10 protein-coding genes are annotated in these 14,100 nt (G+C 50.3%); 7 read left to right on the top strand and 3 right to left on the bottom strand.

The genetic code is table 11. The annotated features are described in order from the left end of the window. Window positions 1–99 precede the first annotated feature (99 nt). Window positions 100–1,626 (top strand): hypothetical protein, encoded by a 1,527-nt coding sequence (locus tag QI197_04660; GenBank protein ID MDK2372650.1) that lies wholly within the window; start codon window positions 100–102, stop codon window positions 1,624–1,626. On the opposite strand, the gene QI197_04655 is transcribed toward QI197_04660, so the two are convergent. The 3 genes from QI197_04655 to QI197_04645 all read right to left on the bottom strand — a co-directional run bounded on the left by QI197_04655 (window position 1,597) and on the right by QI197_04645 (window position 5,888). After that, entirely contained in the window at window positions 1,597–2,493 is an 897-nt protein-coding gene (locus QI197_04655; protein ID MDK2372649.1) for a hypothetical protein, read from the bottom strand. The two genes, QI197_04660 and QI197_04655, sit on opposite strands and share 30 nt — an antisense overlap. A 159-nt stretch (window positions 2,494–2,652) precedes the next feature. Then, on the bottom strand, window positions 2,653–4,248 hold the full coding sequence (locus QI197_04650; GenBank protein MDK2372648.1) for a hypothetical protein: 1,596 nt from the start codon (window positions 4,246–4,248) through the stop codon (window positions 2,653–2,655). Then, the gene (locus tag QI197_04645) at window positions 4,245–5,888 is read right to left on the bottom strand and encodes a hypothetical protein (protein ID MDK2372647.1); all 1,644 of its coding nucleotides are present in this window, start codon (window positions 5,886–5,888) and stop codon (window positions 4,245–4,247) included. Before QI197_04645 ends, QI197_04650 begins: the two co-directional genes overlap by 4 nt. A 190-nt stretch (window positions 5,889–6,078) precedes the next feature. Here QI197_04645 and QI197_04640 point away from each other — a divergent pair, with 190 nt between their 5' ends. The 6 genes from QI197_04640 to QI197_04615 form a co-directional block, all read left to right on the top strand. After that, a complete protein-coding gene (locus tag QI197_04640; GenBank protein MDK2372646.1) occupies window positions 6,079–6,963 on the top strand; it encodes a hypothetical protein in 885 nt (294 codons plus the stop codon). 714 nt (window positions 6,964–7,677) lie between these two features. Further along, window positions 7,678–8,121 (top strand): hypothetical protein, encoded by a 444-nt coding sequence (locus tag QI197_04635; GenBank protein MDK2372645.1) that lies wholly within the window; start codon window positions 7,678–7,680, stop codon window positions 8,119–8,121. Continuing rightward, window positions 8,072–9,265 carry a hypothetical protein gene (locus QI197_04630; protein MDK2372644.1) on the top strand — a complete coding sequence of 398 codons (1,194 nt, stop codon included), beginning with the start codon at window positions 8,072–8,074 and terminating at the stop codon, window positions 9,263–9,265. The genes QI197_04635 and QI197_04630 overlap by 50 nt, the downstream gene beginning before the upstream one ends. Then, entirely contained in the window at window positions 9,262–11,238 is a 1,977-nt protein-coding gene (locus QI197_04625; GenBank protein MDK2372643.1) for a hypothetical protein, read from the top strand. The genes QI197_04630 and QI197_04625 overlap by 4 nt, the downstream gene beginning before the upstream one ends. Then, window positions 11,235–12,278, top strand: coding sequence for a hypothetical protein (locus QI197_04620; GenBank protein MDK2372642.1), 1,044 nt, complete (start codon window positions 11,235–11,237; stop codon window positions 12,276–12,278). Before QI197_04625 ends, QI197_04620 begins: the two co-directional genes overlap by 4 nt. Further along, the coding region (locus QI197_04615) for a hypothetical protein (GenBank protein MDK2372641.1) at window positions 12,275–14,100 on the top strand (1,826 nt) is incomplete at its 3' end. The genes QI197_04620 and QI197_04615, both read left to right, overlap by 4 nt.

The following is a 14,100-nucleotide window of genomic DNA, read 5'->3' as shown; positions in this document are numbered from 1 at the left end:
GTAAAGAGAAAAACAATTGAGCGGAATTACACACGTCTTTTTTGTTATTTGCGCGAGTGACGTCCAAGTTTATTAGTAATCGACCCTTAATCTGGTATGATGGAAAACGCCTCCTTGGTAGTATACGTGTACAGGGGAGGGCAAAAGTGGTCAAGGTTCCACACTGCCAGGGGAATAGTTGAGACTTCAATTCCCTTCGTAGCTGACGTGGTCGGCCTCCTCGGCTCTCCCAGGGTCAAGGTCCTCGTGTTCGTTCCCCACTGCATAGCAAGATTGAGGGAGCTCAAGGATCTCGATGGCTTGGTGGAGAGGGTCAGGGATGAGATTAGGAATGTGCTGAGAATGAGCAGATTGAACGGAGAACCAATAGATAGGATATTCAAGGAGAATTACGGTCGGTCGTTAATGGCAGAAACTCGTGTGGTTCCCTTGGAGTGCACCGGCAGGTGGAAGATAGACGGCGAGGTAGTGGAGTTCCAAGGAGATCTGCTCTGGATGGCCCTCAGGATCATGCTGTTCTTGGAGGACGAGCTGAGGGACTTACCATCCGAGAAGCTCCTCCTAGTGGATCTGAGTGGTAGAATTTATCACGCTCCGGTTTACGCTGCCTCCAACTTGGTGAGCGCCTCATACCCAGGGGTGTCCATGAGGTATGTTTACTGGGAGGGTTCTCCCAGACTGGGCAGGCCAGAGACTAATGGAAGGAAAGTGGTTAAGGGGGCTGAGGAGCTCCTGACCGTGGCGAATCTCCTAGCTGCCCTCCTAAAGGGATGTCCGGGTGAACCTATCCATGCACTGCCGGATCTTGTGGACAGGTTGAGGAGAACCGAACTGGGGGAGAGGGCTGCAGGTGGATTACTCTCGATGGTTGGGGTGGTCTGTGGTCTCAAGCTCCCGATATTGCCCCTAGCACATCTCTCGATCCTTGAACTGATGAGGACGGAGATCCCTTACATTAGGGATCCGTTGGACTTGGAGATGAACGTTGAATTGCTGAGGTACGATGTCCGGACCGTGAGGTACATCTACTATTCATTCGGGACGGAGCTGGAGGATCCCCTAGTGGCCCTGATGATAGCTGCTACCTCATACGCTAAGGAGAGGATTCGGGAAATGGGGATCGTCCCCTCCTTGGAGGAGTTCGAGATAGTGGACAGGCTCACGGGCAGAAGGCTTCGGCTGGTGGATATGAGTTGGGAGTGGCTGGAATTGATCAGCGATTTCCTCTTGGAGAATGGAGCCCTCACTCAGCTCACTACGATCTGTGCCCACCTAGGTCCGATGTTGGATATTTGCAGGGAGAACTTGGGCTTTCGCAACTCCACGGGAATGAGGTACGACGAGCTGTGGAAGCTTTCTAGGGAGGAAGGGATTTCGCTACTTGCGGACCTGCTTGAGAGGAGCGAGACGGCTGAGGACCTCATGGATGAGATGAGGGAAGTGATGAGAGATCCCTCGAAGGTGATGGAGATGAGGGAGATCATTGTTTCCTCGGCTGGACTGTCTCCTCCTCTCGTGTACCTTATACACGCCCTCGACAGGGGAGTGGAGTTCCTTTACGTGGTGGACCTTGTCAGGAAGTTGAGGGAGCCCTCCTCACTTGTTTTCCTGTGCTCCCTCCGATGACCTCCTGAATCTCGCCACCATGGCCGAGATTATCAGGGCGGCGCCCACCAAGAGCACCACCATCCAACCGGGTGGATGGGAGAACCTGAGCGACCTTATCTCCCCTCCCACGCTGTAAACCAAGTTCCCGTCATCCGACCAAGCGTAATGTATCTCCCCTCCCCTAGCTAGCTCCTCGACCGAGTCCCCGTACCTCAGTAGCAGGACGTTTGTACCGTTTATTTCCAGCTTAACGATCAGTTTCCCGTCCGTAGACCACTTGAAATCCACCACCTGGGCTGGGGGGCTCGACCACCTGAGGTTGAGTTGATCATCGAGGACCTCCAAGTGGTATCCGTCCTCGTCCCTCACCACAGCGGCTATCTCTCCCAAGGGAGACCACTGAGCGTAGACGAATCCCCTGTAATCGGTCATCCAGCTTTGGTCTGAGGAGGGATCATAAAGCTCCATCCAGTGCTTGCTGTAGTCGGGGCAGGGGCTCAGCCAGAGCACTACAGCGAGCTTCCCGTAACTGGACCACTGGAATCTGACGAATCGGGCCTCGCTGGAATTCCAAGAGTTGCCGGTGGAGGGATCGTACACCTGGACGCGCTGCCAGTTCACATTGTAGCAGGGACCGTCGCACAGCCTGACTGCAATGGCCCCCGACGATGACCAGTTGAACTCCACAAACCTCGCCTTCGATGAGGACCAGAGAAGGCGCATTTCCTCGTTGTAGAGATTGACCCACCTAAGCCCTCTTTCCTCCAACTCGGCGGCGATGAATCCGCCGCGATAGGAAAGGGAGTTTATGTCAGGAGAGGCATCTGCTAGAATGAGTGGTATCAGCAGTAATAGGAAGGCTGAAGAGGTCGCCGCGCGATGCATCTCCATACTCAGACAATCATTCAGATAAAGTTAGTTGAGGCCTCCATGTCCTTAACAGGTTTCCCACCTGCGCCTACTCTCGTCCAGTCCTCCAGCCCCGAATAGGAGGGTACTGGTCGACTAAGGCACAGCGAGGCTCTTTCCAATGATAGGGAAGTATCAGGAGTTCGTCAGTCCAAGGGTACTCAAGGGAACCTCTCTGAAGTATATCATCAAGTCACTGCCCTTTTCTCCTACATGGGGCCCATCTTCCTCTGATCTGAGGAATGCCCTCAACGGACACCTTAAGTCTTTTACGTGCAGACCATTATATCCACTTCTATCATCAGAATAGAGCCTTACTAGGATACTCTCCTCGCGCTTCTTCGTTTGGTGCCCCTTTAGGTGCTCCCCATAAATCTCGATCAGGGTGTTCTCGCTGGGACATAGATGCTCTTGTAGGTAGTGTATCTTTACATCACTACCGCCATCGCTTCTCTCCTCGTATACTAACGAGTTTTTTATTTGCTTTTCGTCTAAACTATCTAGTTTTCTGAGGATATCCAAGAGAGTCGGTAAATAATTATCTCTCATGCAGGCAAATATATAGAACCTCTTTAAGTTATCCTTCGTAGAGCCTCCCTTAGAACCCTCCCTTGGAGTTATTTCCGTTTGTTGAAGGGAAGTTTCATCTTTAGGTACGATTGCATCTAGAGGCGTAATCAGGGGGCAGGTAATATCGAAAGGACAATTCATTACTTCCTTTTTATTTCCCTCCCTGCGACTCAGCCTTCTCTCCAGCTCGGGGTTCCGAGGTATCATATTGAAGCGCTGTATTACTTCGCACTCCTCGTAACCTCTATCTCCTACCTTTCCCATCTCCAGAAAAGCTTCTAACACATACCTGTGATCATGATTTCCCCTTAAGCCCTTTAAGTCGCAATTACACGTATAGAACCTCACGAACCTCAGATTGTTCTTCCCTCCAGCTACCCCCTTAAGGTTCATTAGTTTCCCGATCGCGTCATAAAGGGCACCTGGGATATCACGCAGGCAGAGTTTCAAATTAAACAGATTTCTCTCCTTAGGGAAGTCGGGATTTAGTGCATCGAGAACAGCTAGCATTGGTTTTACAGGCTCTTGGTAGGGATCAACTCCCAAGAAGAATGGGGGAATATTCCAGCTACTATCCCCCCGCGACCTCTTCAGTAAATTTTCCATCTCCACAATCATTCTTGCGCCTGCCTCGTCGACCACCTCAGTTACAGTGGGGGCAATCACCCCTATTGAGGACATCGCATAGATCAGGTTACTCGCTATAGAGTAGGACTCCGTCAGTTTATTCGGGTCTCCTATTACGATAAAGAGTAAGCGTTCATCCTCCGTTCTCTCATTGTTCAACAGTTCTTTCATATGCGGATAGGAAGGGCTGGGGATGTAAGTGAATTTTACTCTGCCTTCCATGTTTCTTCTACGGCGGTATATCTCTGAAATTCTCAGGAATACGTCGAATCCTAGATATCTTTCCCCTCCTTCCTCCTTTGATATCCCCAGTAAGTACTTGTTATTGCTTACCAAATGAATATCCGGAAAACTTCCATACAATTTCCAGAAGCCTATTAATAGAACTCTAACTAAGTACCCAGAGAAATGAGGGCTTCCAATGATGATTGCTTTATTCCTCTCGGGTGAGAGCAAGCTAAGCACCTTGAGGAGAAAAGACTCCCCTAGATTCAGGTTATAATTAAGGGGGAAGACTATCCCACGACTTATCACTGCGGCACCCCTCCAGAGAAGAGGACCTTCAATTGACTGTTCTGCTCCACGCTTATCAGGAGCACATTGTACTTCCCTCTAAAGTACTCACCCCTTAGCATTTTATATAGGCCGTTCTGAACCCTAGGGGAACGGCTAGCTATTACTATTGCTTCAAAGAGCTCCGTGAACTTGTTAAGTACGTGTAACTTCTCCTTAGAATCCTTAAGCTTAAAATCGGGACTTTGTGATTCCCTCTCACCAAGTAGACATATTATTGCAGTGTTCTTCATGATGTAAATTCCTATTTTCCCAAAGACCTCATCATCGTACCTCTTGTGAGCCACGAACTCATCGTAATCGATCAGGACGAGAGTTCTGTGGACTTTCAGCATTTCATCCTCAAAGAGAACGGTCTCTGCGTTCATAAAACCGTACTTATCTCTCAAATTATGAAGCAAAGATTTTACTAATCTCCCGGATCCGATTATAGCTATCTTTCTTGGATTCTTTATGAGTATTCTCCTTAGGGTTATACCGATGCTATTATTAATCAGCTCCTCAGGCGTCACGGCAAGTCCTGCCATGGGAATTCCCCAGAGGAGGAAGGAGCCTATCGCGACGTCCACATCTTGATAGAGATCTGACAGTGAGTCTAGATTTAAGCAGGAGCTGGGATGAAGCCAGAATCTTATGAACGGAAGGATGGTGACGAAGATGCTCAACATCAGGCCTATTATGAACGGAATGATCACGTATCCCTTACTCCGGGCTATAACCTGTCTGAAGATGAGGTACCAAAATTTTATAAATGACTCTGTGTTATTTTTCATTCTTCCTATGAATTTTGTAGGAGATTTCCGGCTTCTCATTACAAATCTGCCGGGACTTGTGAGGAAGACGATGAGGGGGAACGCGGTGAGAAGGAATGATATCCCGAAAGCAGTCTCTAAGTGGTTAATGAACCAAAAAGTGCTCCTGCTCTTATAATTAAAGATGCATCCTAGAAAGCCCATGAAATCAAGGTATAGCAATTTCTCAAAGCAAAGCTCAATTGATTTCCCTGAAAATCCCCCTATTACTGAAATCCTGAAGAGGAGCATGAGTAAGTAGTATGACACCATGAGAATGAGGAGTAAGCTGTGAGATCTTCCTTTCGCATAGAGCCGATGCAAGGGAACTATCACTACGGGCGCCACGTAGAGGCAGCCTAGAACGCCGGAATGAATTGCGGTGTAAAAGAGGAAGGTGATGAGAAGTATGGAGAAAAGTATTTTACCAACTTCGTTAGCTGCGTGGGTTAGGACCCCTCCACTCGTCCATCTCCTTACCGCACTCTCCGTTCCAGACAAGAGAATTAAAAGGGCAGGAACTAGGAATGCCCCCATATAGTAAGAGCCTGCCAAGTTCATCCAGCAGCTTCCGATATCGATCCCTACATGCGATCCGAAAACCGTCCTACACATAGGCTCATTCAATGCCGCTCTTATCCTCTCGGATTCTGTTACATCCATCTGGAAGGCTTTGACGTAGATGCTATTAGGCGATAGAGAACTAGGCAAGTGTAGGTAATACAGGATCATAGCAGGCGCTAGTATAATGATCATTACTAGTAAGGTGGTGAACACCCATCCTATTGATCCTAGGATCCCCTTCCCCATTCAAGGCCTCACAGTAGCTTCAAAATTTCCTCATTTATTTTTAAGTTTTATGTTAGTTACGGACCCAACAGTCCTCTGCACCCTTCTAGCTTTGTGTAGGGACTTCGATCTGAGAACATCTTTAAGCTAGTAAGTTGAATCTTCGTCAAGCAAGTGAGGGTGAGATTCGGGGGGTGATAGTATATCCCTTTTGAGGTGGGTGAATAACCTCATATCCAGCAGAGACGGGAGGAATAACGATCCAATATACTCTTCCTTCTCTTGGAACTCTCCTGAATGTGGAGAGTTGACGATGCTTCTGAAGGTGCCTTTAGAGACCTACAACTACTTCCGCATGAGAAGAAGGCTATTGGCCAGTGAGAGAACTTCCCGGTCCTACGCGGTGATGGCAGCCGATCCGGCATCAGAGCTAGTCCTTCGGAACGTAGTTCGGAGGTTGAGATCTTTCAACTGCGACCCAATGGAAGCAGTAATAACTTTCGTGCAGTCGGGTGTGAGGTACCTCAGGGACGGAATATCCACCGGATTAGGTGAGTTCCCTAGGTTTCCTCTAGAGACCTTAGTTGAGGGAGGAGACTGTGAGGATAAGTCCATATTACTGGCTAACCTTTTGAGGTCTCTTGGCGTCGAGGGAGTGCACCTCCTCTTCTTGAAGGATCATGTGGCTCTAGGAGTTCCCTGCTCATCCCCCAATGTGGGGGATCTATGCTACTTAGAGGCATCTGGAGGCTACTTTAAGGTAGGAGATGTTCCTGAGGGTGTGATCCTACCACCTGAGTCAGTGTACGAGGTAGCAGACCTTCCTATCCCTGCCCCATTGGAAGTAAACGCCCATTTCACTGGTGGGAGGGTGTCCATCGTGGGAAAGGTCGTGAACGTTGGATCCAAGGAGTACAGGGGGAAGGTATTCCTAGAGGTAGGGGATTCGGTGGTTGGGGAGGAGCCAGTAGCTCTAGACTTGGATGATGAGGCTGAGGTGTCCCTTGACTCCAAATTGCCTAGTACGGGTAGGATAGCTCTCAAGTTTGAAGGAGATCCCCTGAGTTATGAGTGGGTAATAGGCACAATCGGGTGACACCTTGGGTTTTAAGCGGCTTAGGTGGAGCGGTGTGACGGGATCGGATACTTCATAAATGTGCTTGACTTCCCTACTGGGGTGGACCTCGCGAGTGGGGAGAGTTATCCGTGCTCCTCGAACCATATTCTGAGTTCAGGTAATGGATATAAGATTCATGGGGCCTCAATGTATCTGTCCATTGGGGATCTGGAAATGGATCTGGGATTAGCTATGCGCGGAGTTTTCCCGACTTACCTGTGATCCCTCCCAATGATGAACATTTGGATGAGTCAGCAGAACTGAATAATGGAGAGAAAATTCAGCTAATTTCGGAGAACCAATTTATGCCTGGTGGGCTAGTATCTCCGCTCTCCTTTAGGTGTTGATATACTAACTAATACTAACTACATTGTTAATGAGACCTAAAGTAAGGAGGCATATATAAAAACCCAGAGAAGAGAGAAGGGGCTCATAAGAAATCCTCTAATGAAGAGGTAAGCGGTTTCCCTACCTAAATTGTCTATTGTCTAATGCACTCCTAGCCCTATGATCGAGAAGGATTGGGAAGAGGGTTGATCCTATGGTGGCGGGTGTCGCTGTTCTGCTCGCGGTTCCCGCTGGTAACTGATGTTGACATGATCTATACCCCCTCCCTTGACCTGTCGGGCCTCGGTGAAACTACTAGGTTTCTCAGTTCCCCCAATTATATTTCACTCATCGTAAAATCAGATGATGGTCGCTGAGGAGTACGGTACCTTTGTCGTCCTACTCGGCGTGGTCATAGGGGTTGGAAGTCGCCAGATCTTGGTGAAGGCGATCTGGGAGGGCGAATCTCCGATAAATGTGGAGGAAGCGGGCATAGATCTGGAGAGGGGTGGTATTGACGTCAAGCCCGGTGATTTCGTGAAGGCGATGGTGAAAGTGATCGAGAGGAGGATACCCAGGGAAGGTGCTGATCTCGACCCGCCCATGGTTCCGGGTGGGGAGAGGGAGATGAAGCTCGTCAGTATAAGGAAGATAACTCCAGCTGAGCTCTCAGAGGAACTATCGAAGATATCCGAGTACATCTACTCGATCCATTTCCGCTCGAATAACGTGATCAGGTTCGACGATGGAGGTGGTGAAGTTGAGGATTCTGGTGATTGGACTTGGGTTAGGGGGTCAGACGGTAGCTGACGTACTGCTGACGGAGCAGAGGAGATTCATGGCCCACGCCATGATATATGAATTGATGAGGCTGCCCCTAGCTGATCCCAGCGCTGAAGACGAGAGGATCTACGTCAGCGAGGTGAAAGAGGGGAAGATTGTTATGGGCATTCCCAAGAGGAAGATTGAGCTAGCCGAAGGCATAGCGATGTGGTCTCTCTTCGATGACTCCAGCATATCCGAGCTGGAAAAGGTGAGGGAGGAGGAGAGGCCTGAGAGGGTCTTGGACATAATGGGAGACCTGAGGAGGTGGGTGGAGAGAGAGGCCTCCCTGCTCTCGGAGGAGGATCGGGACGACATCCTAGGCTTCTTCGAGCTGGTGAAGGAGCTGAAGTATCCTAGGCTGTATGAGGGGAGTCTGGAGAACTGGTTCATTGAGACACTGGATAGAATATCCAATGAGGTGAGATTCATCTGGTCCATGGCCATAAACTCCTCTAGGATGGACTTGGAGCAGCTCAGAGGTAGAGAGAACACCATGGTAACGGTGGGTCTGACCCCACCCATCCTCGGAAGGAGGAGGGCGGTTTCTGTGAGGAGGTTCTACCCGATGGACTGGGAGAGGGATATCCTCTTGATCGGGGAACACATAACTAGGGGAGGGGGAGCCGGATGGGACAATACTCTAGGCCTCAGGATGGCAGTTGATGATGAGGAGGTCATAGAGAAGATGATCTCCCGCAAGATAAAGGATCTGGAGAAGGAAGGTACAACTCCTGATATGATCCTGATAATCTACGCCTCTGGAGGGGGCACGGGGAGCGGTGCCGCTCCGGTAGCGGCAAAGGTAGCCAAGGAAGTGGCGCCTGACTCGAGGATCATGGCCATTGCCATGACCCCCATCCCGGAGGAGTGCAGGATGAGGGCCTACAACTCAGTCACCAGCCTAGCCTTCATCTCGGAGTTCGTGGATGGCTTGGGTCTCATATCTCTAGAGGACTACATGACCTCTGGGATGAGCACGGATGAGGTATACAGGATAGTGGATAACGCCATCTCCAGATTTATCCTCACTTTGGCAGCGGCAGAAGAGTTGAACATCGTGAGATCGACTATAAGAGAGCGTCTTCTCAGCGAGATCGAGAGGAAGGCCAGGAGGGAGGGTGTGATATGACGTTGAAGTCCATCTACCTGGGGATTAGGAACTTCCTCTCGCTCCTCAGGAGGAACCTCGTTGCTACCATCGTTTCCTTGCTTTTGATCCTCTTTCTCGCCTACTACTTGTTTATCTGGCTTGGGACGGATCTATTTACAATTTCCCTGATTGTAGGTCTGCCCATCTTGGTCATCGCCGTGGCGATCATGGCATGGCATCTCAAGAGGGAGTCCTCCTACCTGTACAGAATGAGGAGGTCCCTTAACCGCTACGTGAAGCTCCTAAAAAAAGGGAGAGAGAGCGTATATAGGAATTTGGACGCTAGAAATATACTAGATGCCTTCGAGAAGGCCCCAGGAATCTTTTATGTCCTGTACGGGGAGTTGAATGAGGGTGTAATCACGAAGGAATTCGAGCATAAGGGAGTCAATTACATCATCCCCGACAGATCGGCTGAGAGGATAATGAGGCACTTCGTCTCCACTCTAGAGGGAAGTAAGGGAGCCTTCGACTACAGGACCGGTCTCAGCTCTTTCTTCATAATAAGGACCGAAGATGAGCTCATCCCGCCCGAGGCCTACGACAAGGTCAAAGTGTGGATAAAGGGCAGGGCTAAGATGATGCACGCGGCTAAGGACGGGGAATTCGATCTACCGATATGGGACGTGGAGGATGAGGACATCCAGAGGAAGATGGGCTTAATGATGCTCATCTCGGGCATCGACATCCCCAAGAGGATAATCAGGGACTGCAGGATGGCTAGGGAGCAGTACATCATACTGAGGAGGATGGAGAGCATGAAGGACGTGAAGAAACTCGCTGGTTCCGTCCTGGAGGACGGTGACCTGGATGAGCAGGCCGAGCAGCTCGCGGACACTGCTTACGAGATAAGAGAGGTGGAGGCCAAGCAGGTTCTGGATCCAGGAAAGATCAAGTTCTACTCGCTGGAGGATGCGATCCGCAGGACTTTCCCAGAATTGGGTGGAAATGAGAGGAGGAGATTGATGGAAGCGATTGACAGGGCTGCTTCCAAGATAATAAGCTCGCTGCTGGGCAGTGAGGTGATAAGTCCTGAGGAGGTAAGGACCAGTACATTGGAGCGCATAGAGGAGGAGTTGAGGGGTAAATTCCCAGATGGGGTGGTCTCCTTCATAATAGAAGCGGTAAAGAGGTCAGAATTCGGAGAGAGAGTAGTCAGACGCTTGGGAGAGGACTACGCTAGGAGTCTAGCTGAGAGAGCGAAGGAAAGGGCGATGGAGGCGGCACCTGTGGTGGAGGGATCTAGGACCTTCGGCAGGATCTTCTCGATAATAATCAAGAATATAGGCGGAGATAGGATTCCCACCCTGAGGAAGGAGTTAGAAAACCTAGTAGAGGAGTTGAGAGCCTACCTGAATGAGGAGTTCTCCAATGAGAGAAGTAAGAAGAAAAATGAAAAGAAATGTGAGGAGAGGGATTCGGAGAGGAGGGATTTTGAGGAGCTTATAAGGGCTCTTGAGGAGCTTCTCAGGTGTTTAGAGGAGCTGGAGTCGGCCTTAGATCTGGAGAATATAGAGAGGATTTCTGAGGCGATCAGCAAGGTAAATGGGAGGGCTAGGACGGTGAACGAATTAATACAGCACGTAGCCAGCAAGTACGCCTATGAGGATGGGTGCGAAAATGCCAGAGAGGAGGACATGTGCAGTAAAATAAGAACGGATTTATTAAGCATGCTCAGAAGAATAGAGGAGCTGAAGCATAATCTGCAGATCATATCGGGGAACCTCTTAAATGCAACCTCTCCTTTGGGCGTAAGGTCAAGGGAGGAGATTTCGAGGGATCTGGAGGGTGAGATAGATAGGTGGATACCGTCCAAGGACCTCATTAAGGATGAGATCCTGAAGTCCATAGAGGAGCTTTACAGGAAGGACTTGAAACTTTACATAAGCTTAGTAGTCGGTAATCCGCTTAAGATGCTCTACTACAAGTTGAAAGGGGTGAGGAACAGATGAGGAACGTGCTCGTGCTCCTCTTACTGATGATGTTGGTCTGGGGAGTCCCCTCCTTGGCCCTTCCTAAGGAGGGTTTTCACACCGTCCTGAAGGGCTGGTGCAGAGCTGAGGGTAGCGAGAAGGGTGCCTTCGACGTGAGCGTAAAACCATCCGAGGTCTATATCGTCCCTCCAAAGGATCTCATGGACTGTGACCTCGTGGTTCCCGAAGGCGAGTCCGTGGAGGTGAGGATACTCCAGTCTCACGACTACAACAAGAAGTCATGCCCATACCTGAGGAAGGGAAGGCTTTACCTAGAGGTGGACATCAGTGGGAGATTCGTCCTAGAAGCTGAGGAGAACGAATACATGCAATGGGAGAGCCTCCCAAGAGGCGGATCACACATCACGATAGGATCGAACGAGGAGTGTCAACTCGGGAGTACTGGGGAGGCCTTCTTCAGGATAAGACCCAGAGGTGAGGAGTACGTCCTTAACATGCCAGAAAGCGAAGAGTACGATCTGGAATTCAAGTTGAAGGGCGGTCCCGGTGAGGGGATCATGGGATCGGCTGGAGTGAGGATCTGCACGGTCTATAGGAAGGAGGTGATTCGCATGCTTGATACCCTGTTGGGGTTGTTCTCGGAGGCTAAGGACTTGCAGAAGAGGATAGATGAGCTTTCGAGAAGCGAGCCCACCTGTAACGTCACTGAAATCGGTGGAGTGAGGGTCCCTGTTGTGGAGGTGTTCAAGGTGTCCGAGCATGTGAACAGGGAGTGTAGGGAGCTGAATAAGACCCTAACCGACGTCATTGAGAGGTTGAAATCCATTCCAAGAGAGATGGCAGTGACTAAGGAATCTTGGATAAGCCGCTACAAGGCGGACGTGGAGAGTGAATTGAACTCGATCCAAGGACAGCTTGGTAAGTTGAGCTTGAGGATAGATGAGCTCGGGAAGGAGGTGAGACAGGAGAGCGACTGCTCCTTCTACAACCTCCTGATAACTTTAGCCATCCCGCTGTTCCTACTGTTCCTGCTGATCCTCTCGGTGAGGAGGAGATGAGGGCCCTCCTGATAGGGGTGGGGAACAGGCCAGCGGCTATAGTGAATGAGATCCTGAAGAGGGGTGAGAGTCCCTTCTCCGAGTACCCTCGGGAGGTCACCCTGAGATTCGAGGAGGTCGGTACTGGAAGATCTGTGGAGGACCTAAAGGTCGAGCTCACCTCCCCCAGCGGGAGGAGAGGCTTAAGAGTAGAAGACGGTAGGTTCCTGATAGGTGAGGAAGAGTACGAAGTCGTACTGGACTCCGAGGACTATAAGCTGGCTGATGAGAATGTGAAAATAAGGCCGGGAAGGTACGACTCAGGTGAGGTAACTCTAAGCGTAATCAAGAAGGGAGAGGTTATGAGAAGGAAGTTGGGTCTGATCAAAGTACTCTCCTATGTGCTCCCGCTACTTGTATTCTTCCTACCCACATTAGCCTACTTCGTATTCCACATGGAAGACGTTAGGAGGAAGGCTGTTCTTTTCGTTGCATCCTACTTTATGATGCCGCTGCTTCCTCTCATAGGTTACCTCGCCAAGTTCAAGACACCCATGGAGAGGGATGAGCCCCTACACATAGGCTTCCTCAAGTCCTTGGGATTCTCCCTCTTGATGCTGGTCCTCTCCTTCCTCTCATTCGCAGTCATTAGAGGCCATGAGATTGGGAATTTCGAACTGCTCTCACTGGGACGTATGTACTTCTCCGAGACAGATCCCTTGCTCTTCATCCCTTTTTTCTCCCCCCTCGTGGATCCGCTCCTTAGGGGTCTACTCAAGTTACTCGGTTGGTATGTGGAGCTGCCCGAGGGAATCAGAGAAGAGTGGAAGGATCTGGAGGCCTGCTTCCTAGATAGGAGGGACTACGACCAAGGGTACTTCTCGAAAGTGCTTGGAATGGCTGTCTTGAAGAGCGAGAGGGCTACTGTAGACCTTTCATGTCTAGAGTCATCTTCCAAGCTCATGAACAGGGTCTTCTTAATGGAGCAGTCATCGATAAAGGAACCCTTCGAGGCTATCCTTTACTGCACCGAGGAGAGCAGCTACGAGGACCATGCTAGGGACACTGCCAGGACGGTTAGGAGGATGGAGGATCTCCTAGTCAGGGTGTGCTCCACAGGGCTCAACGCGGTGGTAGTCATAATGGACTCCTCTGCCCCCTTTCCAGACAGGGATTTCTCACTGAATTACGGTAGGGAGCTCGTCCGGGCCCTCAGGGAAGAGGTGGATGTGCCTGTCATAACAGCACTCCTCTGGAATTCGGATACGTTCGATCGAGATGAACTGGCTAGAGTTGTGGAGAGGGTGGGCTCCGATTCCTCGGTCCTTCTACTCGATTCAGCCGTCCTCACATTGGGCCTCAAGGGCATAGAGTCCAAGTTCAGGGCCCTAGTGGAGGGTGTGGTGGTGAGGCTCATGCCGCTCTTGGAAGGAGGAGAGGTCCCCTCCAAGGAGGGTTTCGATACCTCGCACTTCTCATCAACTATGGGATGTGAACTGGGAACGGATATGCCTCCAACAGTCGCCATAGTCGGCTACTCTAGGGCCAGTTTCGATAATCCTCATCCATGTAGGAGCGGGAATTGCTCCACCTACGTCTTGGTGAAGAGCGCTAAGAGATCCCTATCCTATGCCGGAGATTTCAAGGTGGAGGATGGTGCCGTTCTACTCCTGATAAGGGGTGCTGTGGATGAGATAGATCTTGTAAAAGCCCAGAGTTACCTGAAGAGAGTTCTAGGTGCCAAAAGTATAGCTGGAGTGGCCGATGTGAGGATAGAGGGGGCTAGGTGGATAGAGGTCGTGCTGCTCGTAGCCAGGATTCCCATCGCCGGGGGGGTTCATGG

The sequence above is a fragment of the Thermoproteota archaeon genome (assembly GCA_030130125.1).
In the GTDB taxonomy this organism is placed as follows: Archaea; Korarchaeota; Korarchaeia; order Korarchaeales; family Korarchaeaceae; genus Korarchaeum.
This window is presented reverse-complemented; position numbering and strand designations above follow the sequence as displayed.

Excerpts from the sequence above, each read along its gene's own strand:
- QI197_04625 (MDK2372643.1), top strand. The coding sequence starts at position 9,262 with ATGACGTTGAAGTCCATCTACCTGGGGATTAGGAACTTCCTCTCGCTC.
- QI197_04660 (MDK2372650.1), top strand. The coding sequence starts at position 100 with ATGGAAAACGCCTCCTTGGTAGTATACGTGTACAGGGGAGGGCAAAAG.
- QI197_04655 (MDK2372649.1), bottom strand. The coding sequence starts at position 2,493 with ATGCATCGCGCGGCGACCTCTTCAGCCTTCCTATTACTGCTGATACCA.
- QI197_04620 (MDK2372642.1), top strand. The coding sequence starts at position 11,235 with ATGAGGAACGTGCTCGTGCTCCTCTTACTGATGATGTTGGTCTGGGGA.
- QI197_04645 (MDK2372647.1), bottom strand. The coding sequence starts at position 5,888 with ATGGGGAAGGGGATCCTAGGATCAATAGGATGGGTGTTCACCACCTTA.
- QI197_04635 (MDK2372645.1), top strand. The coding sequence starts at position 7,678 with ATGGTCGCTGAGGAGTACGGTACCTTTGTCGTCCTACTCGGCGTGGTC.